Raw genomic sequence first — 24,079 nt, forward strand, 5'->3', positions numbered from 1 at the left:
CAAATGACCTATTCATGATGTTTGTAATTATACATGTATGAGTGATCCGGTAGGACGTCCAAATTTTTTTGAAAATATCCCAACCTTTATTTCGCCTGGCACACTATTTAATTGTCAGGAATTACAGATGCAACTATGGAGGAAAAAATGGATTCAATTGGGAAGAACGGAAAAGAAGCGGCGGAAGCGATTCGGAGCTATGTCAAACCGATTTTCGGTTTTGCGTTAAACCGGGTCAAGCAGCGGGCCGAGGCGGAGGATCTGGCTCAGGAGATTATGCTGCAGTTGTTGAAATCCTTCTCCGGGGTGCGGGATATTAGATGCCTTGAGGCTTACGTCTGGACGGTTGCCCGATACACTTGGGTGAATTGGTTGAAAAAGCGTGCGCACGCTCCCCAAGCGATCGAAATCAACGGCATGTCCGAACTGTCGGCCGCCCCTTCCCGGGAGCCGCTTGACCGGCTGCTGGTAACCGAAGCTTACCGCGAGCTGCGCCGAGAAGTCGCGTTTCTGTCCGACATCCATCGCCGGATCGTGGTCATGCATTACTACGACGAGCTTAAAATCGGCGATATCGCGATTGCTCTGAACATTCCTGTCAACACGGTGAAGTGGCATTTGAGCGAGGCCAAAAAGGAGTTACGGAAAGGGATGAAACGTATGCGTGCAACAGGAACTTTAAGTGTCAATCCGGTCAGCATGGGGGAAATGGGCCATTCCGGTTCGGCCGGCAGACTGGGCGAAACCAACGATTTTCTTGGACGCGCCTTGGCGCAAAATATCGTTTACGCGGCTTATCACAAGGCGCGTACCGTACATCAAATCGCGGAGGAGCTCGGAATGCCGCCGTCTTTGCTGGAAGGCGAAGTCCGGCACCTGGCCGATTACAATTTTCTCATCCAAACCTCTCCCGGCAAATATCAAAGCAATACCATCGTCTGGGACCTCTTCGAGTTGGTCGTAGCCGGTCATCAATTCTGGCAAGATTGCGCCGCCGAAGTGGCCGATGTTCATTTCGACGCGTTAATGGAAGTTCGCCGGCAAGTCGAGGATAGCGGAGTGTACGTTCCGGACGGCGACTATAACTTCCTGCTCTGGACCTTGCTGCCCAAGAACGTCGAGGAGCAATCTTGGCGGAGCATGCCGGCGGGCGACAACTTCGATGCGGTCGCACCAATGCGAAAGGACGGAGGTCAGTATATTGCCTATGCGGCGTTGAACCGGAGCCGCAATGCCGATCCGGGTTTTGATTTGAGTAGTTACGTCACCTTCGGTCCGTCGCTCCGCTACGTCGAAGACACTCCCTTATACTTGTGGCAATTCAATACGTACTGGAGCAACCGCCAGGTGGATTGGCGTTTCCTGGAATACCGGAATGTCGAGATTTGTAATGCGTTCCAACAAGGGGAACTGCCCGACAACGAAGAGAACAGCGAGCAATATTCGTTCCTGCTGGAGAAGGGGTACATCCGCAAGACGGAGGAGGGGTACAAGTTCAATGCGGTTTGGATCGACTCTCCCCAAACGTTGGATCGGTTGAACAAGGCAATGCCGGATTTGTCCGCTCTGTATGCGCCTGCTGTCGGCAAGCTCTACGATAAAATGCTCAAGCTGTTCCTGCAAAATCAGCCAAAGCATTTGGAGCCGCAGCTTGCTTACATGGTGAGAGGCAACACCGGCGGAGGCCGGCTTGTCGCTTATATTTTGAAGCATTTGATCGATAACGGGAAGTTGAAACCGCCGTTGCCGCACCAGCAGAAGACGATTTCAACCTGGATGGGGCCGGTCAAGTAAGTCGGTTCGGAAATGTATACGAAGAATGGCCGTTCCCGGGCGGTGGCCATTTTTACACAAAACTCTGTCTGTCCAACGAAGTGATTAGGACATCGCTATTTCACCACGACCCCTCCTGAACGTATGAAAATGATTAAAAACTACCCATGACGCATGGGCGTCATGGGTAGTTTTTGATCGCAATCGTATCCGCCGGATTTCTCCTTTACCTTACGATTTTTAATCTTTCTTGTCCGTAACCAACCGTGAGAGGCCAGATGCTCCACATACTCAGCAGATCTATTCAGCAAAACTGCCCGTTAGCTTAATGAAATTGCATGGAAACATAATTAGATACTTATCTAATCGGTAATCGGACCATGTTCTTGTCCTTTACGGCAATCGGTACAAGTTCTTGTCCTTGGCTCGGGACAAGAACTTGTACCGATATAACAAAAAAACCGCTAAAATAGCGACTTTCCATGGGACAATGTTTCTGTCCTCCGACAAAGTTAGACACGGTTATTTCATTAGGCAGCTTTCTCAAAATGAGTTCGGTACTGTACCGGACTCATTTTTAATTTTGCCTTTAACCGTTTGGTATTGTAGTATTCAATATATTTTTTCAGTTCTTCCTTAAAATGTTCCACACTTTCAAACTCTTTGTAGTACAGAAACTCCGACTTGAGAATGCCGAAGAAATTCTCTATGACGGCATTGTCGTAACAATTCCCTTTTCGTGACATGCTTTGGAGAATACCTCTCGACTTAAGCGCATGGCGATACGGCTTCATTTGGTAATGCCATCCTTGATCTGAATGAAGGAGAAGTTGGTGTTCTTCCGGCAGACGCTTCAGTCCTGCATCCAGCATCTCGGATACTAGAGAATAGGTTGGTCGTGAACCCATGGTATAGGTGATAATTTCCCCGTTGAATAAGTCCAAAATGGGCGATAGATACAGCTTTTCTCCAAATAACTTAAACTCCGTAATGTCCGTCACCCATTTCTCATTTGGCGCCCCAGCCGTGAACTGGCGGTCCAGATGATTCGGTGCAATCTTGCCGACGGTCCCTTTATATGACTTATACTTTTTCATGCGAACCAGGCATTGAAGGCCCATCTTCTTCATGAGCCTCTGAACCTTTTTGTGGTTAACTTTCCACCCACGGACTGCCAGTTCATCACGAATACGGCGATATCCGTAACGTCCATCATGTTCCACGTAAATGGACTGGATTTCAGCCCCCAACTCGGCATTCGGATCGGGTTGGTTCATACGCTTTATAAGGTTGTAATAGGTGCTGCGCGGGATACCAGCCAGCTGTACGAGTGCCTTCACCGGATATTTATGCCTTAGTTGCCAGACGGCTTGTGCTTTGTCTTGTTTGGTGATTTTTCCTTGTTTCGAACTAAGGCATTCAACTTTTTTAGATACTCATTTTCCATTTCAAGCTGTTTGATACGTTCTTCGAGTGCTTCGACAGACCCTTGAACTACGGATCGTCTGGTAGACGAATTGGAATTTTTCTTCATGGATGGACGCCCTTTCTTTGTTGGCTCAAGGGCTTCTAAACCGCCTGTCTCCATCTTTTTCTGCCAGGAATACAACATGGAGAAGTCCGGAAGCTTAAACAAAGCAGCGGTATCCATGAGAGAAGCGTCTGATTGAGCCATATGATTGAGTACGTCCAGTTTAAAGCTTGCCGGATAATTTGTATAGCCGTTAGTAAAGGCAGTCTCACCATGCATCTCATAGAGCTTCAACCAATATTGGAATTGAGACTTGGTTACGCCCATTTGATTTGCGTATTCTGTCTGAGATAGAAGATCAGAGTCATACCCTTGAATTAATGCCAATTTGCTATCCTTAGTAAATTTAGTCATAAAAAAACTGCACCTCCAACTGTTAGATGTGTCTAACAATTGGGGTGCAGTACATCAACGACATCAGCTTTTTTGTTACAGCAAAATAAAAAAGCCGCTAAAATGGTATTATCCCCTTTTAGTAGACTAAGAGAAAAAAGACATCTGTTAAGATGGACTTAATCTTGCCTAACGAAGGGGATTTTTTCATGGCTAAAAAAGGACAAACTTACCGGCGGTACTCCTTGGAATTAAAATTGGAGGCGGCCCGGCTGGTCAACGAAGAACATATGAGTATTCGTGAAGTAGCGAAACGTTTGGGTATTCAAAATAAATCTCAAGTACAAGTATGGGCGGCGAGAACGAAACGTGGAATGAGCCTAGAACCTGCCACATCCAAACGGGGACGCCCCAGAACGAAGTTTTCCAGTATGGAAGAAGAGATGGCATACTTGCGAGCGGAGATTGAATATTTAAAAAAGCAGTATCCAAATCTACACAAGGAGTGACGAGTAAAGCTGCTAGATTTCAGATCATAGAGGACTTGCGAGTACGCCATCGTCTTAGTTGGCTCTTGAAGTTAGCCGCGGTTTCCCGTTCAGGCTATTACAAGTGGAGAAAAAGCTTGCACGCGGCAAAAGAACGCAGACAAAAGCAGCATGAATTGGAATCGCATCTGCTTGCCATCCATCGCATGCATCCCTACTTTGGTTATCTTCGAATGACGGTAGCTTTACGGAGGGAAGGCATTAGGGTCAACCACAAAAAGGTGTACCGATTAATGAAACAATTAGGAATCTGTTCTGTCATTCGAAAGAAGCGTCGATTCTTTGGAAAACAAGCTTCTGTGGTGAATCCGAATCGGCTTCAGCGCCAGTTTAAAGCGGACACGCCACGAACGAAACTGGTCACAGATATTACCTATATTCGTGCTGGAGAACAATTTGTGTACCTGTCTGTGATTCAGGATTTGTACAATAACGAGATTGTAGCTTGGCATCTTTCGGAACGAAATGACCTCGCTTTGGTTCATGAAACGCTGGATAGACTCCGTCAGCACGTGGATGTGAGTGGGGTAATCCTACACTCGGATCAAGGATTTCAATACACGTCAAAACCATTTAACCGTAAACTGAAACAACTCGGCATGCTAGGCAGTCACTCTAGGCGAGGAAATTGCCTGGACAATGCCTGTATCGAGTCTTTCTTCTCTCATTTAAAGACCGAGAAAATATACTTGAATGAGGCAGCGAACAAGGCGGAGGTTGAACAGCAAGTGAGCGAATACATTCTGTTCTATAACCAGAACCGATTCCAGAAAAAATTAAACGACCGTTCTCCGGTAGAATACCGGGAAACGGCCGCAGCTTAAATCATGTCTTTTTTTGTACTGTCTACTTGACAGGGTTATGACCAAAATAGCGACTTCAATGGGACCATGTTCTTGTCCCTCGACATCCCTATTTGTTTATGGATTGTGTCACAATTGGCGTGCTTGCCTCAATAAGGAAACTAGAATATGGCCGACCAGCCATCCAAGCATGCCCCGAACCACGCATCGTGCGCACGGGAGCAGTGCGCACGATGTACATAAATCAAGGTAGCCATTTCTCACGACGCGCTTTTCTTATAAACTATCTGACTTGTCCACTAAAGGTGGATATTCTTTTTTAATTATGAACCGATGCATAATGAGCCTGAAATAGAGAAGATACTCTGTGCGTTAAGTTTAATATTTGATCAGTATTGACATTGAAAGGCAGCCGGCATGAGATCAGCTGCCTTTTACGAAGAGAAAGATGGGTGAGGTCATTTGGAAGATGAGATCAAAAATATATAGCCGGGATCGTTGTCTCTCAAACACCGTTTTGACCCGAATGAGTTCAATTAGTTTAGTTTGGCGAGGGCTCATCTAGCGAGAAGCATTTTATTGAGAAACGGCCTCATTTTCTTTTCTTCAGCAATTATTCGTATAAGAGCCTGATTGGAGGCACATACCGATTTACGCTATTACGCTATACGAAGAGTTTATGGGAGAACGTATCGAACTGGTCTAGTCAAATAAATCCACATACCGGGATTGTTAAAATCTCCAGATATCTCGATGATTTCTACTGGAGACAACTTTATATGATAAGCACTGACTCCTTACAGGATATTAATGGGATCTTACATAAACATTATCAAATATCATCCCATTGTTCTTCTATTATATAGAATCCCGATTCTAAAAAGAAAACGAACCAACTATTGAAAGCTAGTTGATTCGTTTAATCATCCCTTCACCTTAATATCCGATTTGTACCAAGCAAAATTATTAATATATTAATAAGCTAATTTCTGGGTACCTTCAGAAGGGTCAATAATTCGGATCCGTACATAGCCGTTTTCTTTTGCTTGCTGCAAGTAACGCGACACAGTGGGCCTGGTTATTCCGAGCTTTTCGGCAATATCCTGCTGGCTATAATCCATATAATAATACATTTTCGCGGCTTCTATCATTTTTTGAGTTTTGACTTGATCCATTGGCGCTCCCCCTATCAAATAGCTTTTCAATTTAATAACGTTTCATTTCTTAAAACTACCTTCAAACTCACCATGCAGGAACGATTCCACCATTTTTGATGGACAAATTCAAATCTTACCTTCCATCAGAAAGTGAAACAGTAATTGAGCATCCTCTGGGTCGTAAGCCACGATTTCAATATCTTTTAATTTCGCTTCCTTTAGGAATTTGCTTAGGGCAACGTATTGGCACAACTTTGATTTTAGATTGAGCCGGTCCCCATCGGGAGTGATCAGTTCCACGACTCCGTTGCAATTGTCCAGCACGCTAAAGAATCCATCCACATTATCCACGTTGTATATTTTCATTTAGGAGCCCCAAATACCCGTTTTCGGAATTCGGATCAGCTGACCTACCCGGATAAGGTGAGGGTTATCAAGTTTATTGTATTGAGCCAGACGGTGCCAGGCCATTCCGTATCGCTTCCCAATTTGAGAAAGGGTGTCCCCGGCTTTTACGACATAAATGATATCCTTGTCGTTGTCCTTGCTTTTTGCGACATCCGGACTTTTTCTGGACAAGTCGATTTGATATTTGGCAAAACCGGATTCCAATGTTTCCAGATAGGTTATACCCGTCAGGTTTTTCAAATAACTTCGAGCCGTTGGCGACGTCTCGAATGTCACCTTGGCCTTTCCTGAAATCGGGGCAAATGACCAGTTTCCATCTGCGGATGGGTTGATCGTTCCTTGCTCGCGGATGTAATCGATAATAATTTGACGATTTTCATCCGGAGAAGCGATAATGATATTGTTTCCATCTAATCCGGGAAATTTGCCTCCCCCATTAGCTCGGTAATTATTCGTGGCTACTATAAACTTCTGCTCAGGCTTAATCGGCTTGCCGTTGTACGTCAGATTCAAGATACGACTCGTTTTATCGTTTGATACTTTCCCTTCTTTGTCATATTTGACAGGTTGGGAAACATCGATTTGATACTCGACTCCATCGATAACATCGAAGTTATACGAACGGTAATCCATATTTACGAGCGGCTGTTCCTTCGTGCTTGAGGGATCGATTTGGTGGAATTGCCCGGCAGACTTTTCCAGCCATTCCTTGAGTTGCGCTCCGTTTACCAATACGGCATTTAACGTATTCGGATATAAATAAAGATCTGCAACGTTTTTAATCGCGATCGTACCGGACGGGATATCGGTGTAGTAGGTTACCTCACCACGGGTGCCCGCCTTGAAAGGCGCTCCTGCCGATAGTACGGGGATTCCATCATATTCTGTACCTTGAATGTGCTTTTCCACGTACCATCTTTGAGCATTATTGACAATTTGAATCGAAGGATCGTCTTGGACCTGTGAGAAGTAACTGGTGATTGGCGCCTTCGTCTTTCCAACGGGACCGCGAATATATTTCAGCGTGGCCTCATGATCGCTTTCCACCGCATGAAACAAGTCTTCGTCACGCCCGGCTAGTGGATTGCCCTCTTCGTCCACGACGGCTCTGGCTTCTGACCGTTTATCAGCGACAACCCACTTGCCGTTTCTTTTTTCAAGCTTCAAATCAATGATTCCCACGTGATTTCCCCAGAAACCAGGCATGACGGCAGCGACGCCGTTAATCGTTCCCTTCTCGATGTCCACTCCTTCGATTTCCGCATATTCATCGCTTGGAAACACGCCGTGAGAATGACCGAACATGATTGCGTCGATTCCTTCTACCTTACTTAGATCGTATGTTGCGTCTTCCTCCATGTATCCGCTTGTAGTCGAGCCTATCCCGGAGTGAGGAATCGCGACAATGATGTCGGCCCCTTCAGCTTTCATTACGGGTACAAAATGGTTAGCCGTCTCGATGATGTCTTTTGTAATGACTTTACCTAGCAAATTGGCTTTGTCCCACTGCATGATCTGAGGGGGGACAAAGCCAATCACGCCTACCTTCATCGGGTGCTTGACTCCATTCTCGTCTTCAATCGTACGATCCAATATGACGTAAGGTGTAAAAAAGTTCTTGTCGTTTGATGGGTTATTGTCCTTATCGTCGATGTATACATTGGAGTTGACGTACGGAAACTTGGCTCCTTTTAACGAGGTTTGAAGAAACTCTAGTCCATAATTGAACTCGTGATTCCCGATATTGCCGGCATCATAATCGATTAAGTTCATCACTTTGTACGCCGGATGGGTTTCCCCGTCCTGCAGCACGTCGACTTTCGCTACATAATCGGCCAGCGGCGTACCTTGAATCAGATCACCATTGTCGAATAACAGGCTGTTTTTCACCTCTCCTCTAGCCTGCTTGATTAATTCTGCCGTTTTGATCAAGCCGAACTCATTCGTCTCCCGGTCTTGATAATAGTCATAATTCACGTAATTGGCGTGAATATCCGTCGTTTCGATCAATCGTAGATTTACGATCTCCGGTTCAGCGGCATGGACGGGAAGAGCGGATAAAGACACCGACACTATTAAACCGATAGAAACAACAAAGCGGAGCTTGCGAAATCGATTGGCCGTTTTCAATATATAACCTCCCATTAGATGAATGCAGTGCCCCCTTTTACGATCAATTCATAAAAAGAGGCACCTCCTCGTTATTTCGCTGAAATAATGCGGCCTTCCGTTTTAGGATGGATGGATTTATCTTGAATCAAACGTTCTTCGATAACGTCATAAAGTGTTAATCCGCTATTGAAGACATCCGCCTTTTGCAAAGATTGATATCCGTCCCCTCCGACTGCCAAGAAATCATTCGTAGCCACTTTATAAGCCGCCAACGGGTTGAGCGGTTTCCCGCCAACCTTGACTTCCAAGACGCGGGACCCCTCCGGCTTACTTGAATCATAGGTGAAAGACAAGCCGCTGACTTGCGGGAAACTGCCGGGGAGATCATCCGACTTCTCCACCCCTCTGATTCCGTTTTCCAACGCCTTCGTGATATCGTTCCCCGTCACCTCAACAACGACTAATGTATTGGGGAATGGCAGCATGGTATACAGGTCTTTTTTCGTAATATCGCCTTTCGCTTTACCTGCACGGATTCCTCCACCGTTCATGATCGCAACATCCGCCTCATGGCCTTTAAAGCTCTTCGTTTTGGCAAGCATGGCATCCGTAATATAATTGCCAAGATTCGTTTCGCCAGCACGGATGAATTCTCTGTCACCGACAAGATCCGCCTCCGTTTTGGCAATGACCACATTCATGGATTCATCCACTTTTTTCAATACGTCTTGAACCAATTTTTCGACTTTAGGATCTGCCTGAACATTCTCGTCATATTCGAGCAATCCTCCGCTGAATTGAACTAACTCATCGCGGAAATAGGTGAGATCGACGCGTCCAAGCGACTTGCCGTATTCCCAGTCCTGCACAATATAGGTTCCATTCACTTTCTCAGGGGTTCTCACTGGCGTATGGGAATGACCTCCGATGATCAGATCTACACCTTTCACGTTTCGAGCGATCTCACGATCGACCTCGATCCCTACGTGCGATACGACAATCACGTGATCCGCGTCCTGCTTTAACTTTGGAACCAGATCTTTTGCGATATCAACGGGATCTTTAAAGGTAAGGCCGACCACGTTTTTGGGATGCGTCACGATGGGTGTTTCTTCTGTAACCAAACCAAGGAAGGCGAATTTCTTTTCCCCGATATTGATCGTGAAAGTTGGAATCAGCAAGTTAGTTCCGTCCGCTTTAAATACGTTGGCGTTAATCATAGGATAGTCCAAGCTGTCACGTAGTCTCAATAACTGTTCATAACCAAAGTCAAACTCGTGATTTCCTGCCGCCATTACGTCATATTGCAGCGCATTTAAGATCGGCAATAACGCTTCCCCTTGAAACTGATTGGCATAAATCGTGCCTTGGAAGGTATCCCCCGCATCTAGCAGAAAAAAATTAGGGTTCTCCTTGCGCCAGTTCTTGATTAAAGTTGCCATTTTGGCATAACCGAACTCTTTGTTGAACTTGTCCTCCTGGATATGTCCATGTACATCGTTCGTGTGGGCAATAGTCACATGCGTGGTCACTGCGTCACCCAATGCTTGAAGGAAGTCTCCCCGGGTCACTTCCCCGGATGCCGGGAGCGTTATCTTTAATCCGAATTTTCCCGCCATGCGTTGCAGCTCCGCCGAATTTGGAATCTTGTTTCCAATCTTCAATTCGGATTTCGTGATGGCTCCTTGCGCATTAGCCCAATGCAAATATCCGCTTGACCAACCTCCTGGCTGACGATCGACTGCCACACCTTTCGCTCTGGCTATAAAAGCAATGGCCTCCGCCAAAGAAACATTGCGGTCAAGTGCCACCTCCCCGTGCTCATAACCCTGTACAATGCCTTTATCAGCCAACCAGTCTGCGTGTTTCACCGCATTGGGCGAGGCAAAGGCAGATCCCGCTAGCGTCAACGTAGCTACAAACGCAATCCATGAAACGGCAATTCTTCTTCGCATTTTCAATCGAATCTCTCCTCTATCATCATTTCTATGAAACCGTTACCATTTCAATTCGAATTCAAGTTCACCTTTTCTATTTTATCTGTGGTATCCCACCCTCAATGTCTTTTATTTTTCTCACGATTTCGCTTGTACGCTATTACCCCATATTAGAAACTTCAAGAATCAAACGCGGGATATCAATATTGTCGAGGACCCCTTCGAATTTGTCTGCACCGGGTCCGAAAGCAAAGACTGGCACCATATTACCTGTATGCCCGCCAGTATCGCTTAATCTGCGTACCTCGCGGCTTACCACTCCAACATGATTGCGTTGGGCGATCATGCTGCCGATCTCCCAAGCTACCTTATGCTGCGGGTATGCTTTCCCCTCTTTATCCTTGATGTGCTGGTTAAAGCTCGCCACTTCTTCATCCGTCAGGGAAATATTAGCGTACTTCTTGAAGACTTCTTTGACGCTTGACGGCGTCGAAGCTCCAGTTGCCTTATCCATTTTCAATTGCGCGGCCATAAACTCTGCCGAAACTTGAATCTTCTTTAACCCATCGATATCCATCGGCTCTGTTGCGGAAATACCCATCGTCTCGTGATCTGCAAGTACGAGTACAAGCGTCTCCCCGTCTTTCCTGGCCCATTCCACCGCAGCCTTGACTGCATTGTCGAACTCGATTGTTTCTTTCCAGACGCTGGTAATATCCGCCGCATGAGAAGCGTGGTCAATTCGAGCACCCTCGGACATCAAGAAGAAACCCTCCTGTTCTTTACTAAGCGCCTTAATCGCTGTCATCGTCATCTCCGTGAGTGTCGGCTCCTGGCTCTTCAAATCATCGCGATCAGACTTATAGTTCATATAAGAATCATGAAACAGGCCAAGCAGTTTGTCGCTTTTATTACTCGCTAACTCGGCCTTATTCGTTACATAACTATAGCCCTTCTCTTTGAACTTATTCACCAAATTAACGCCTTCTTGCTTATCTGGACTGAAGTATTTCGCCCCGCCGCCAAGGATAACATCTATCTCGCTGTCTAAGATTTGTCTGGCGATATCTTCCTGACCAGCACGGTCAGAAGCGCTCGCGGAGTAAGCAGCAGGCGTCGCATCGGTTACCGTATTGGTGGATATGATACCCACTTTCTTGCCAGACTTCTTAAACACATCGAGAACACTATCCACCGGCGTACCGTCCGGTTTCATTCCTATCATTTCGTTGTTGGTCTTAACTCCTGTCGCGAGGGCCGTACCGGCTGCAGCCGAATCTGTTACAATGTTGTTCGCTGAATAGGTATGCAATAAGGCTACATTCGGTAAACTTTCGATAAATAAGCGCCCTTCCTTGCCGTACTCCAGAAGACGGGCTACTTCAATCTGCCCAATGCCCATTCCATCTCCCACCATGACAATCACATTCTTCGGGGTAGACTTTACTTTCGGTCCTGCTTGTTCGGCTGACTGTACGGGCGGGCTAAACACTTGAAAAATTGATGAAGGAAGCCAAAGTTTATTGTTCTTGAGAGCTGCTTTCACCGTAGAGTTGGTACCGTTTATTACTGCCATGTCCGAGTTCAATGCATATTCGACTTTTGATGATCCTTGCATGAGCGTAACCGTCTTGGTGCTCAAGCTGTATGATATTTTAATCCCTAATAATTTTGCTGTTTCGCGGGCTGGGACCAATTCACCAGCAGCAGATTCTGGATTTGAGGGGACCATAGGTTGTACGGTGTTCTTCGCCATATTCCGATCAACTGCCACACCTTTCGCTCTGGCTATGAAAGCAATGGCTTCCGCCAAAGAAACATTGCGGTCAAGTGCCAACTCCCCGTGCTCATAACCCTGTATAACTGCATTGGGCGAGGCAAAGGCAGATCCCGTTAGCGTCAACGCAGCTACTAATGCAATCCATGAAACGGCAATTTTTCTTCGCATTTTTAATTGAATCTCTCCTCTATTATTATATGAAACCGTTACCATTTAGATCTGAATTCAATTCAAGATCACCTTTTCCCTGGATAATATACTTCCCCTAGTGCTGAAGGCGGATTAGCCCTTCCCACGGCACCGATTAATACTAGAATGGTCAAGATGTAGGGGAACATGAAAATGAACTCCGTAGGAATTTGATCCGAAAACGGGAATAGTTGAATTTGATTTTTGAGTGCTTGTGCGATTCCAAAGAACATGGCTGCAAACATGGCGCCAACCGGATTCCACTTGCCGAAAATCAGAGCTGCTAGAGCAATAAAGCCTTGCCCGGATATCGAGTTATGTGCAAAATTGCTTGTGGTCGTTAAAGTAATCGTGGCTCCGCCAAGTCCTGCAAACGCACCGCTAAGCATAACTGCAATATATCGAAGGCGGTTTACGTTGACTCCGATCGAGTCTACTGCGCCCGGATGTTCGCCTACTGCCCGGAGCCTTAATCCGATAGGTGTCTTGAACATGACATAGTAGACAATACCTACGAGCAGGAGTGCAATATACGTCGTTGGATATGCAACGAACAGCGCTTTACCCATTATGGGAATATCCGATAATACAGGGACGTGTATCTTGGTGAAGACATGATTGATCGTCCTGGTTTCACCCGTTCCGAAAATCAGCTTGACCAAATACACCGTTGTACCGAGCGCGAGAAAATTGATAACGACGCCGGTTACGACTTGATTTGCCCGGAAGGTGATGGCTGCCACCGCATGGATTAAAGAAAATACAGTCCCGAACAGTAACCCCGCAAGAAGTCCAAGCCATGGCGACATTCCACCAAGATTTGCATCCTCTGCGAAAATAACAACCACGGCAGAAGCAAATGCTCCGGCAATCATTAAACCCTCTAACCCGATATTGATGACACCGGATCTCTCGGAGATTAATCCTCCCAACGCCGCGAAGATCAAGGCAGTCGAAAAAACTAGCGTAGAATTGAACATTTCGCTTATCGTCACAATGATTTCCACCCTAGATTACCTCCTTCTGCTTACGCTCACCGGAAAAAGTTCGAAGCGCCCTGCGAATGATACCCGACGATGCAACAAAGAAGATAACCGATCCGATGATGATACGGATGATCTCAGGAGGCACATTTGCGCCAAAACTCATCCCTGCCGAACCATAAGTAAGGGAGCCGAATAAACCAGCTGCAAGGACCACACCTAGAGGATGATTGCCACCTAGCAATGCAACCGCTATTCCATCGAAACCTAGTCCCGCAGATGACGATGCGATGACCTGATAATGAAATACGCCTAAGACTTCAAAAGCTCCACCCAGGCCTGCGAAAACCCCACCAATAAACATCGCTTTCGTTACATTTCTTTTTACGTTCATCCCGGCATATTCCGCAGCATGAGCATTGTGACCGACAGCGCGCAATTCAAGCCCCTGCCCGGTTTTCCAAAGAAACGAATAGAAGAGGATGGCCGCAAGCAATGCCAGAAAGATTCCCCAATGCACCCGAGCATCGCCAAACATTTGGGACAGCCAACCCACGCTAACCTTCGCGGAATCGTGGATCATGAAGGACCGTTGTTGACCGGGTTCAAGTAAAAAGACCCTCACTATAAAATTGGATAGATATAAGGCGATCCAGTTCAACATAATGGTTGTAATAACCTCATTAATCCCCCATCTGGCTTTTAGAAATCCAGCAAACCCTCCCCATAACCCCGCCAACAGAGCACCTGTGAGCAAGGCCAGGGGCGCATGAATAAACCAGGGCGCTTCCATCGTAACACCAATGATCGTTGCACCTGTCATTCCCATGACAAACTGTCCTTCCGCTCCGATATTGAATAACCCCGTTCGAAAGGCAAAAGCAACGGACAATCCGGTGAAGATGAGCGGTGTTATTTGACGTATCGTCTCGCCGAAATCATAAGGGCTGCCGAAAACATTTCTGAACAGATAGGAATAGGCTTCGACTGGATTAAATCCCCCTAACAGCATTATGATTGCACCGAATAACAGACCGAAAATAATGGCCAATAACGGAATCGCTGCGGTATCTTTGATGAACCATCGTTTCCAGTCATTCATCCTGCATAACTCCTCTCCGATTCTTGGTCTTTCCCGCTGCCTGCCATGCGCAAACCAAGTTCTTTATCATTCGTTTCCTCCGGTCTGGTTTCCCCCACTATTTTTCCGTCGAAGATAACGAGGACCCGATCGGACAGACTCAATATTTCGTCCAATTCATAAGATATGAGAAGGACCGCCTTCCCCTTATTTCGCTGTTCCACGATACGCTTATGAATGTATTCAATGGCTCCGACATCCAAACCGCGCGTTGGCTGTGCGGCGATTAACAATTCTGGGGCTTTGTCGATCTCCCTCGCAATGATCGCCTTCTGTTGGTTGCCTCCCGATAACGCTCTTGTTTGCGTGTATATATCCGGGCTCCTGACATCGAATTGTTCCATCAGCTCTTTCGTGTGCTGATCGATCGACTTGTAATCGAGAAAACCGTAACGCTTAAACCGGGGTTTATAGTATGACTTCAAAGCCATATTTTCACGAAGGGAAAAATCAAGTACAAGCCCATGCTTATGCCGATCTTCCGGAATATGACCCATCCCTTGTTCCGAGATCTTCCTTGGCGTAGCATTCGTAATGTCTTTCCCTAACATATGAACGTGTCCGCTTTCCGACTTCCGAAGACCCGTTAGAGCCTGAATCAGTTCGCTTTGTCCGTTCCCGTCTACTCCAGCAATACCGACTACTTCTCCTTCACGTACTGAAAAACTGATTCCTTTCACCGCTGGAATTCCTTGACGCCCCTTCACCACGAGCCGATCCACCTGAAGAACAGTGCCTCCCGGTAATTGCGGCTTCTTATCCATGTCCAAGGAAACGTTGCGGCCTACCATCATTTCAGCTAGCTGCGAAGCGGAAGTTTCCGATTTCTTAACACAATCGATCACTTTGCCTCTTCGGATGACGGTTACGCGATCGGCTATCTCCATAATCTCTTTTAACTTATGAGTAATCAGAATAATGGACTTCCCTTGACCGACCAAATTTCGCATAATCTGCAGCAATTCTTCGATTTCATTAGGCGTCAAAACCGCTGTCGGTTCATCAAAGACCAGAATATCCGCCCCGCGATAAAGCGTTTTCAATATTTCAACGCGCTGTTGCATGCCTACGGAAATATCTTCAATTTTCGCATTCGGATCGACATTCAGACCATATTGACTCGATAAGTTCTCCACCCTACGGGTCGCTTCCCGATAAGAAATCGAAAGCTTCTTGCGAGGCTCGCTGCCGAGAATAATATTTTCAGTCACCGTAAATGGTTGTACCAGCTTAAAATGCTGGTGCACCATGCCAATGCCAAGTCGGATCGCTGTATTCGGACTATCAATGATCGCAGGCTTTTCATTGATTAAAATTTCACCCTCGTCCGGATGATACAATCCGAACAAGATATTCATCAGCGTTGATTTACCGGCGCCATTTTCCCCCAAAATTGCGTGAACCTCGCCTTTAAGCAAACTTAAATTAATGCCATTGTTTACTGTAATCCCAGGAAAGCGCTTCGTAATATTTCGCATATCTACTGCAGTCGTCACCTGCTGCATTCAATCACCCAGTTTCTATGAAAATCTGTTACGATAACAGTCCTATTGCATCGGAACCTTAATCTCACCATTAATGATTTTTTGTTTGAATTCTTCAACCTTATCTAATACCTCTTTTGATAGATTCGGGTTTTCTTCAGGTAAACCTACCCCATTATCCTTCAAACCCAATACCAGCGTTTTTCCGCCTTCAAACTTACCTTCAATCATTGATTTGGAGACTAGTTGCACAGCCTCATCTACACGTTTTACCATCGAAGTGAGGGTAACATCATCTCCGAAGATTAGGGATTGGTCTTTATCCACTCCGATCATCCACACTTTTTGGCCATTTTTAACCCGATCTTTCGTTTCATTGAATGCACCATTTCCCGTTGAGCCTGATGCATGGAATATAATATCAACACCATCATCATACAATGTTGCTGCCGCAGCCTTCCCGAGATCTGGTTTATCAAAAGCACCCGTGTAATTTACGTTAACTTTTGCATCCGGGTTAACAGCAGCCACGCCGGCTCTGAAACCAACCTCAAACCGTTTGATAACCGGTATTTCCAAACCGCCAATAAAACCGATTTTATTTGATTTCGTAGTAAGACCTGCGACCACTCCTACAAGAAAGGAACCTTCATGCTCTGAAAACGTAACGGATTGAATATTAGGCATCTCAACAACATTATCAATGATCGCAAACTTTGAATCTTTGTTCTGCTCGGCAGATATTTTCATAGAGTCTGCAATGATATAACCAATACCCCATGTCAAGTCAAAGCCTTGCTTGGCGAATTGATTTAAATTCGGCAGATAATCCGAATCCGACTTACTTTGAAGATATTTAACATCGACACCTGTCTCTTTGCTCAGTTTCTGCAAACCTTCCCATGAACTTTGATTAAAGGAGTTATCGTTTACCCCCCCAGTATCCGTTACCATACCGATCTTAACTCCACTATTACCTTCATCCGTAGGTTTGCCGGAACTTTCTGGTGTCATTGACTTACCACATCCGGATAGTAGGATTGCAAGCATCATTGTGGCGGCAGAGACATAGGTTACCCATTTAAATCTTTGTTTTCGAATCGAGCGGTTCATTGTGTTTCCCCCTGATTTTGATTTCTACTGTTTGAACGAGTCATTCCAAATCCTTTTACGAGAGGAGCTAGAACGTTGGCTTTGTTTCGCGCCGGTGACCTTACAACTTGCCATTGAGGAGTTCCTAAGGCCTTTTTCGTCATGCATCGCAAACTTTTACTACGATACATCCGAACTCCAATTTCTTCACTGTGGTACTACCACCCCCTTCATTGAATGGAAGATAGACAAGGATTTTGGTCTCTTTAGCCCGCTCCTATGGATGTATATTTTGTAAGATGGACTCAATTAAAACCGTGAAGTGGGTCTTCGCTTGTTCCGAGGTTTTTACAACTTCATCATGCGTTAACGGCTGGTTTGTGATTCCCGCTGCCATATTGGTAATGCAGGACAATCCAAGAACCGCTATCCCCATATGGCGTGCGACGATCACCTCAGGCACAGTGGACATTCCCACTGCATCAGCACCTAACACCCTTAACATTCGAATTTCTGCCGGCGTCTCGTAGGCTGGACCCGACATACCCGCGTATACTCCTTCTTGCAAACGAATCCCAAGCGATAAGGCCGTCCTCTTCGCGATTCCTTGCAGTAGAATACTATAAGCATTCGTCATATCTGGAAAACGAGGGCCCCAATCGATATCGTTTGACCCTATGAGGGGAGATTGTCCCATCAGGTTGATATGGTCTGTGATAACCATCAGGTCTCCAGGCGCAAAGCCTTCATGAATCCCTCCCGCAGCATTGGTGACAATAAGTGTGGACAGCCCGAGTTCTTTCATGACTCGAATCGGGAATGTGACCTCTTGCATAGCATAACCTTCGTAATAATGAAATCTCCCCTGCATCACTATCACGTCAACTCCCTGCAACACCCCGCTCACAATCTGCCCTGCATGGCCCTCAACCGTCGAAGTAGGAAAATGCGGGATATCACTGTATTGGATTCGTGTTGGCAACTCCAGTCGATTCGCCAACACCCCAAGGCCAGATCCTAATATAATGCCTATTTTGGGGATTTTTGTTATTTTACTGCGTAAGAAATCAGTAGCCTGTTCTACACGTTCTCGATAGATATGCATATTTTCTACACCTTCTATTTCCATTATTTTTTAAAGGCTCGTTCCGTATCTCTGCAATGTCCCTATTGTTGATCATTCGGCAATAAAGACTTGACTCTTATCTTTTCTGTAGCTATCTCACCTTCAATGTCTTTCATTTTGTCTCGAATGTCTTGAGGAACATATGTCTCGTATAATTGGTCACGGGCTATCCCAACCGCCCCATCGTCAACGCCTAATATTTCCGTTTCCCCATATGGGAGTTTGCCGCCGCGAACCAAACTAAGTGCCCGGAAAACGGATTCATCAACATTTTTCAGCATCGAGGTTAGCACGCTTCCCGGATACAGGGGATTTTGGTTACTATCTACCCCAATCGTATATTTCCCCGCTTCGCTGCCTGCCCTCAGGGTACCCAGCCCTGCACCTCCTGCAACATTGTAAATAATATCCACCTTTTCTTCGCGGAACTGTCCACTTGCTAATTCCTCCGCTTTCTTTTCGTTTGAGTAGTCACCAACGTATTGAGCTACGACTTTCACTTCCGGATCAATATAAGCCGCTCCTTGTTCATATCCAAATTTGAAGTCGTTGATAAGGTCGTCATTCAATCCTCCAATAAATCCGATGACTTTGTCTGAATTCGTACCTTTTAGTGAACTGTCGCTCGTCACCATGGCCGCGAATGCCCCCGCTAGAAACGAACCTTCACTTTGCGAGTAGAGCATTGAGTATACGTTAGGTGCCTCTCCAACTGAACCATCGTAGAAAATGAATTTCTGTTCCGGGAATCGTAGGGCAAGTCGTTTTACCGTTTCAGTCAGCGGGAACGTCCCTACGAGGATAATATCGTATTTCTCAGATGCAGCCAGCTCTTCCAAATCAGGTTCCCAAGCTGAGGATTCTTTGCCTCCTACTATCGTTGAGGTTTCAAATCCGTATACCATACCACTTTTGCTCAATCCTCGTTCTGCTGAGTCAAAGAAGCTCTTATCCCCAAGGTTACCGCTTACATAATGAACTACCTTGATTGATGTCTCTTTCTTTATCTTCTCCTCCTGCGATGTATCTGGCTCGTTGCCCTTCAAACCGCCGCAACCCGATAAGATCAAAGTGCATAGGACTAGTGCCATACATAACCCACTTATCAGTCGACCCATGCGTAATCCCCCTCGTTAAGGTTTTAATATTCACTTTTCTTTATCTTTAACCAGCGATTATATTAATAATATCTCACGGATCAAAGGGATAATGTAGTGAGAAAAATTGTGGGTGATGGTGTAAAAATCGTGGGATCCATCTTTTCGGGGATTGCTTTTAATCCTATCGATTGTTAATTTATTAATTACCCACTCATCATTCAAGGGAGTGTTTCGATGAAGGTTTTGAATTCGATTTTCTCTAAACTACTGATGTCGTTCTTTTTGATTTCCATTATCCCGCTCTTGCTTACTCATTGGTTCACCTATACTAATGCTAAGGAAGAGCTCAGCGTAAAGCTCGAGCGAGAAACCTTAAACATATTAGATCAAAAATTGGAGTCGTTATCGTTATTTATTTCGGATATTCAGCGCATGGGTGATGTTATGGGTTCACATCCGGCAATGTCCGATTTTCTCAGAAGGCGGGAAGTTGCTTCGAAATCATCTCAATATGCCGAATTAGACCAGTTAATCTCATCAGCACAAGCAATTCGTCCTGAAAATATAGGTATAACCATCGTGAATCGTCATGGCGTTGTTCACGCTTTCGGGTATGAACCAAGCTCCCAGATCCAGCAGCTCCAAGATGCCGACTGGTTTCACTCACAAGCAGAAACCGAATCCAACACCGACAAAATTTCAGTATCGATCATGCATGACCGTCCCTATAGTCTTCAAGAACCTAATCAACAAGTGTTTTCCGTTATTCGGCAAATTCATGATGGGAATTCGCAAAACTTTGGAACCGTTATCATTGATTTTGATATTCGTGTACTTCGCGGCCTGCTTAAAAATATTTTCATACTTGGGAATATCTATAACGATAATGCTTCTGGGGTCATTATTACGGATCGGGAAGATCAACTTCTATACCCGTATCCCGCTGGGACGTATGCTTCTCCCGAGTATGATTTTCTCCAAAAAAACTATTTCCTTATTCATCGTTACGATAAATTAACTGGATGGCATTTTACGGCATACTTCTTAAAGTCCGAACTTTACAAGCCCATTAGCACCACTAGAAATATTACGTTAACGATCACGCTGGTCAGCATCTTGGTTTGCCAGGCCGCATCACTAATAATCTCCCGTCGTATCTCTAAACCGATTCTTCATCTTCGAAGGCTCATGGTAAAGGTCGGCAGAGGAGACTTCGATGTCCATTACCCCTTCGAAAGTAGGGATGAAATCGGTGCTCTCGGAAAGGGATTCAACACGATGGTGTATCGGATACACGATCTTATCCAACAGGTCTACGAGGAACAGAACCAGAAACGCCAGGCTGAAGTTACAGCACTTCAATCTCAAATAAATCCCCATTTTCTGTACAATACGCTCGAATCTATCAACTCACTCGCACGCAAAAACAGACAACGGGAAATCAGTCGAATGATCGTTCTATTAGGCAAACTTCTTCGTATGAGTATCAGCACATTTGATGACATGATTCCATTTTCTAAGGAGCTCGACTACGTTAGGCATTATCTTGAGATTCATAAGTATCGAACCAAAAATAAATTCAACTATTCCATCGAGATTGATCCGCAGATTTATAATCTGTACACGATCAAGTGGATTCTGCAACCTGTTATAGAAAATGCAATTATTCATGGAATCTGTGCGGAGAAACCGGACAGCAGCATTGAAATCAAAGGTTGGATACAAGAGGATGTCATCTATATCAGCATTCGTGACCATGGGATCGGGATGTCGAGCGATGTTATTCAAGCCTTACAACATGATTTGGCACATCACGCCGTAAAATTAGCGAAACACGGAAACAAGGTCGGTTTATTTAACGTACAGTCACGTCTACTTCTAAATTATGGAGAGAGTTTCGGAATTCACATCGAGAGCGAACATAGTGAGGGGACGACCGTGACGTTTAAATTGCCAAGGAGGGAACTTCCATGAGAAATATCAGAATGTTCATTGTTGACGATGAATGGATCATAGCAGAAAGTTTAAGTATGATGGAGGAATGGTCGGATCGCAATATCTCCATTGTTGGCACGGCATATAACGGATACGATGCGATCCGATTTTTACAAGAGGAATCCGTCGATTTGGTCATCACGGACATTCGAATGCCTGATATAAACGGGCTCCAGCTCCTGCAATATATTTACGAGGAATTGCCCGATACGAAGGTAATTATGATCAGCGGATATGAGGATTTCTCATATGCAAGGCAAGCATTGAAATATAAGGCCAGAGGTTACGTTTTAAAACCAATCGACACGGATGAGCTGCTTGAAATCGTTGATGAAATTATTAAAGAGTACCATTCCGTCCCGATCCCATCCGAACCATTGCTGCCGCGAACTCATCATGAATCGATTGTCATAAAAGCAAAGCACTACGTTCAAAGCCATTTGAACAAGCCTATTTCACTTTCCGATGTAGCGGACTATGTAAAACTCACTCCACACTATTTCGGTCAGATTTTCAAAAACGAAAGCGGCATGCTTTTCACTACCTACTTGACCCAAACACGAATGGAGAAAGCTTGCGAATTGTTGACGGACTCCAAGCTGAAGATCTACGAAGTGTGTGAAAAAATTGGCTATCTCGATTCAAAATATTTTTCGAAGGTCTTTCAAAAAACATATGGAATAACTCCAAACGAATTCAGGCAAAATAAATTAGTTGATTCAGAATAAATTCATCTTCAATTCAATGCAGCCGTAAATGAAAAGAAACCCTAATCCTTACGAAAAAGGACAGGGTTTTCTCTACAATCTAAACGTAAGTCCCTCAAAGGACTTACGTTCTTCGTTATGCGTCTAGTCCGGTAACGGAATATCGGGCCATTCGCTCTCTTCTCCATTTGAACAACTCGGGAAACGCAATCCCAAGCATTACCAATAATACGCCCATCCATTGGAGTATGCTGACATGTTCATGCAAGACGATGGAAGATAGCATGACCGCCACAGGTAGCTCGGAGGCCCCGAGAATGCTTGTCATCCCTTCCCCGATATGCGGAACCCCTATCGCATACAGAACAGGAGGGAGAAAAGCACCGAAGAAACCAAGCAGAAATCCGAATAGGAGCAGGTCACTCCATAGTAGTCCATTAATTAGAAAGTGCGGCGGGAATAAGATAAACACTAGAAGCATTCCTCCGGTAATCATCCAACCGCTGCGATAAGCCGGATGAACCGATGGCACTGCCTTACCGCTAAACAATATAAATAAAGAATAACTAACGGCCGAGAGCAGTCCTAATCCTACACCGACCCAATTAAAATTCGCAAGACCCTCTTCTACGATTCCGGTCGCAAGCAATGTTCCTCCAAACAAGATCACGAGCGTGAGAAGTACTGTGCCATTCGGCCGTTTACGCTGACTTATGGCGTGGATGAGTACCCCTATCCACGTGAATTGGAAAAGCAAAACAATGGCCAGCGAATTCGAAATATATCGAAGCGACTCATAATATAAAAGCCCAGTGATGGCTGTAGGTGTTCCCGCCGCCATCAAAAACAATCTTTGCTTCCAAGTTAGCTTCGGTGAAGCAGTATAAGCAGCGTTCCCTGCATTCGACTTTATTTTGCGCCTTTCACGCCATTTCGTAAAGAGCACCAATCCCCATGCCAGTATAAAGCCTATAAACAGCTGGCTGCCCACCACTTCACCGAGAACATAACCCTCCCCATACGCGATTACGACGATGGTGGATAAGATGCCGTAACTGATCGCTCCGATTAATACTGATAATAAATATTTCATTTCTAGACCCTCCCCTTCTCTCTCAAAAAACAAAAAACTTCCTAACCAGGAATACAGAATCACCGATAGGTAATCCTATATTCGTAGTTAGGAAGTTAGGCTTCCTGTAGAAACCCTCACCCAAGTATCGTGAGGTTATACGAATGAGTTAATTAACAACAAAATGAATAATACAAGGTGATTTTGCATTTGTCAATAGATAGTTTATTGAGTTTAGAATGATTACCAACCCTATTTTATTTCTAAAGAGGGGGGTTAATTGATACCCACAGTCCGTTTAAGGCGTCTTGTTCTTTCGAATAGAGAACTAATCTTTCGTTTCTAAGGCTCTCTCCACAAGGCTCTTCTCGTTGTTTCACAAACCGAGACTCGTTTGTGCCCAGGCCTTAGTTGCAAGCTCAACGATCTCAGTTCAATCAGTAGCGGGCTAAACATGATCAAATAGAAAGCTATCAGTGTCAACGCCAAGTTTTTCGGTGTGTAGAGGTCGCCGTACCACGACTTCCACCCCTTCAGTTTGTTTAAGCTTGCCAGGTTGCGCGTAACTGCACGCAAGCATGTCCCGGCATAGGGTTGAACAGAAGGATCGCTAGCTTGCTACAAAAAATGTTAAAGGATTTACAGGACGACGTTTGCTCCTATTGTTGCTAAAGTGTTCCATATTTGACCATTCCTTTCGTCGAGCCTGACCATCTCAATTCTATCGGGATGGTCTTATTGGTCAAACCCTCGTTCCCTCCACCAGCATAGCGGGTGGTTTTTGTTTCGCGCGTTTCACGCACTCAAC

General features: G+C 45.3%; 16 protein-coding genes, 1 pseudogene and 1 riboswitch. Of the genes and pseudogenes, 4 read left to right on the forward strand and 13 right to left on the reverse strand.

Going from position 1 to position 24,079, the window contains the following annotated elements:
* Positions 1-147: 147 nt before the first annotated feature.
* Positions 148-1,794, forward strand: a complete 1,647-nt coding sequence (locus AC0VZ8_RS25670; protein WP_475484869.1) for an RNA polymerase sigma factor — start codon at positions 148-150, stop codon at positions 1,792-1,794.
* Positions 1,795-2,303: 509 nt separating this feature from the next.
* Here the strand turns inward: AC0VZ8_RS25670 and AC0VZ8_RS25675 are convergent.
* A protein-coding gene (locus AC0VZ8_RS25675; RefSeq protein WP_475484870.1) for an IS3 family transposase occupies positions 2,304-3,658 on the reverse strand; the annotation gives its coding sequence in 2 pieces (ribosomal slippage) (positions 2,304-3,205 and positions 3,205-3,658; 1,356 coding nt in all).
* Positions 3,659-3,846: 188 nt separating this feature from the next.
* On the opposite strand from AC0VZ8_RS25675, the gene AC0VZ8_RS25680 reads away from it, so the two are divergent.
* A protein-coding gene (locus tag AC0VZ8_RS25680; RefSeq protein WP_475484871.1) for an IS3 family transposase occupies positions 3,847-5,009 on the forward strand; the annotation gives its coding sequence in 2 pieces (ribosomal slippage) (positions 3,847-4,111 and positions 4,111-5,009; 1,164 coding nt in all).
* 959 nt (positions 5,010-5,968) lie between these two features.
* Here AC0VZ8_RS25680 and AC0VZ8_RS25685 read toward each other — a convergent pair.
* The 11 genes and pseudogenes from AC0VZ8_RS25685 to AC0VZ8_RS25735 all read right to left on the reverse strand — a co-directional run.
* Positions 5,969-6,163: pseudogene (locus tag AC0VZ8_RS25685) on the reverse strand (helix-turn-helix domain-containing protein); the annotation flags it as partial.
* Between the two features lie 108 nt (positions 6,164-6,271).
* Positions 6,272-6,511, reverse strand: coding sequence for a hypothetical protein (locus tag AC0VZ8_RS25690; RefSeq protein WP_475484872.1), 240 nt, complete (start codon positions 6,509-6,511; stop codon positions 6,272-6,274).
* Positions 6,512-8,683, reverse strand: a complete 2,172-nt coding sequence (locus AC0VZ8_RS25695; RefSeq protein WP_475484873.1) for a bifunctional 2',3'-cyclic-nucleotide 2'-phosphodiesterase/3'-nucleotidase — start codon at positions 8,681-8,683, stop codon at positions 6,512-6,514.
* A 71-nt stretch (positions 8,684-8,754) separates the two neighbouring features.
* A complete protein-coding gene (locus AC0VZ8_RS25700; RefSeq protein ID WP_475487763.1) occupies positions 8,755-10,620 on the reverse strand; it encodes a bifunctional metallophosphatase/5'-nucleotidase in 1,866 nt (621 codons plus the stop codon).
* A 142-nt stretch (positions 10,621-10,762) separates the two neighbouring features.
* Positions 10,763-12,550, reverse strand: a complete 1,788-nt coding sequence (locus AC0VZ8_RS25705) for an alkaline phosphatase (protein ID WP_475484874.1) — start codon at positions 12,548-12,550, stop codon at positions 10,763-10,765.
* 68 nt (positions 12,551-12,618) lie between these two features.
* Positions 12,619-13,551, reverse strand: coding sequence for an ABC transporter permease (locus AC0VZ8_RS25710; protein ID WP_475487764.1), 933 nt, complete (start codon positions 13,549-13,551; stop codon positions 12,619-12,621).
* A gap of 28 nt (positions 13,552-13,579) precedes the next feature.
* On the reverse strand, positions 13,580-14,656 hold the full coding sequence (locus tag AC0VZ8_RS25715) for an ABC transporter permease (RefSeq protein WP_475484875.1): 1,077 nt from the start codon (positions 14,654-14,656) through the stop codon (positions 13,580-13,582).
* The gene (locus tag AC0VZ8_RS25720) at positions 14,653-16,200 is read right to left on the reverse strand and encodes an ABC transporter ATP-binding protein (RefSeq protein ID WP_475484876.1); all 1,548 of its coding nucleotides are present in this window, start codon (positions 16,198-16,200) and stop codon (positions 14,653-14,655) included. The genes AC0VZ8_RS25715 and AC0VZ8_RS25720 overlap by 4 nt, the downstream gene beginning before the upstream one ends.
* Positions 16,201-16,242: 42 nt before the next feature.
* A complete protein-coding gene (locus tag AC0VZ8_RS25725) occupies positions 16,243-17,193 on the reverse strand; it encodes a BMP family lipoprotein (RefSeq protein ID WP_475487765.1) in 951 nt (316 codons plus the stop codon).
* A gap of 355 nt (positions 17,194-17,548) precedes the next feature.
* Positions 17,549-18,376, reverse strand: coding sequence for a purine-nucleoside phosphorylase (locus AC0VZ8_RS25730; RefSeq protein ID WP_475487766.1), 828 nt, complete (start codon positions 18,374-18,376; stop codon positions 17,549-17,551).
* A 62-nt stretch (positions 18,377-18,438) separates the two neighbouring features.
* Positions 18,439-19,515 carry a BMP family ABC transporter substrate-binding protein gene (locus tag AC0VZ8_RS25735; protein ID WP_475484877.1) on the reverse strand — a complete coding sequence of 359 codons (1,077 nt, stop codon included), beginning with the start codon at positions 19,513-19,515 and terminating at the stop codon, positions 18,439-18,441.
* 216 nt (positions 19,516-19,731) lie between these two features.
* Between AC0VZ8_RS25735 and AC0VZ8_RS25740 the strand changes: the two genes are divergently transcribed.
* Entirely contained in the window at positions 19,732-21,471 is a 1,740-nt protein-coding gene (locus tag AC0VZ8_RS25740; protein WP_475484878.1) for a cache domain-containing sensor histidine kinase, read from the forward strand.
* Positions 21,468-22,220, forward strand: coding sequence for a response regulator transcription factor (locus AC0VZ8_RS25745; RefSeq protein WP_475484879.1), 753 nt, complete (start codon positions 21,468-21,470; stop codon positions 22,218-22,220). The genes AC0VZ8_RS25740 and AC0VZ8_RS25745 overlap by 4 nt, the downstream gene beginning before the upstream one ends.
* A gap of 115 nt (positions 22,221-22,335) precedes the next feature.
* Here the strand turns inward: AC0VZ8_RS25745 and AC0VZ8_RS25750 are convergent, their stop codons facing one another.
* Positions 22,336-23,292: an EamA family transporter gene (locus AC0VZ8_RS25750; protein WP_475484880.1), complete on the reverse strand. Its 957-nt coding sequence runs from the start codon at positions 23,290-23,292 to the stop codon at positions 22,336-22,338.
* A 64-nt stretch (positions 23,293-23,356) separates the two neighbouring features.
* A riboswitch (purine riboswitch) is annotated at positions 23,357-23,455 on the reverse strand.
* Positions 23,456-24,079: the final 624 nt, after the last annotated feature.

It is taken from the genome of Paenibacillus sp. QJM3NY_38, assembly GCF_056173265.1.

Coding starts and splice junctions, on each gene's coding strand:
- AC0VZ8_RS25670 (WP_475484869.1), top strand. CDS start 148: ATGGATTCAATTGGGAAGAACGGAAAAGAAGCGGCGGAAGCGATTCGG.
- AC0VZ8_RS25690 (WP_475484872.1), bottom strand. CDS start 6,511: ATGAAAATATACAACGTGGATAATGTGGATGGATTCTTTAGCGTGCTG.
- AC0VZ8_RS25700 (WP_475487763.1), bottom strand. CDS start 10,620: ATGCGAAGAAGAATTGCCGTTTCATGGATTGCGTTTGTAGCTACGTTG.
- AC0VZ8_RS25705 (WP_475484874.1), bottom strand. CDS start 12,550: ATGCGAAGAAAAATTGCCGTTTCATGGATTGCATTAGTAGCTGCGTTG.
- AC0VZ8_RS25710 (WP_475487764.1), bottom strand. CDS start 13,551: ATGTTCAATTCTACGCTAGTTTTTTCGACTGCCTTGATCTTCGCGGCG.
- AC0VZ8_RS25715 (WP_475484875.1), bottom strand. CDS start 14,656: ATGAATGACTGGAAACGATGGTTCATCAAAGATACCGCAGCGATTCCG.
- AC0VZ8_RS25720 (WP_475484876.1), bottom strand. CDS start 16,200: ATGCAGCAGGTGACGACTGCAGTAGATATGCGAAATATTACGAAGCGC.
- AC0VZ8_RS25725 (WP_475487765.1), bottom strand. CDS start 17,193: ATGACACCAGAAAGTTCCGGCAAACCTACGGATGAAGGTAATAGTGGA.
- AC0VZ8_RS25730 (WP_475487766.1), bottom strand. CDS start 18,376: ATGCATATCTATCGAGAACGTGTAGAACAGGCTACTGATTTCTTACGC.
- AC0VZ8_RS25735 (WP_475484877.1), bottom strand. CDS start 19,515: ATGGGTCGACTGATAAGTGGGTTATGTATGGCACTAGTCCTATGCACT.
- AC0VZ8_RS25740 (WP_475484878.1), top strand. CDS start 19,732: ATGAAGGTTTTGAATTCGATTTTCTCTAAACTACTGATGTCGTTCTTT.
- AC0VZ8_RS25745 (WP_475484879.1), top strand. CDS start 21,468: ATGAGAAATATCAGAATGTTCATTGTTGACGATGAATGGATCATAGCA.
- AC0VZ8_RS25750 (WP_475484880.1), bottom strand. CDS start 23,292: ATGAAATATTTATTATCAGTATTAATCGGAGCGATCAGTTACGGCATC.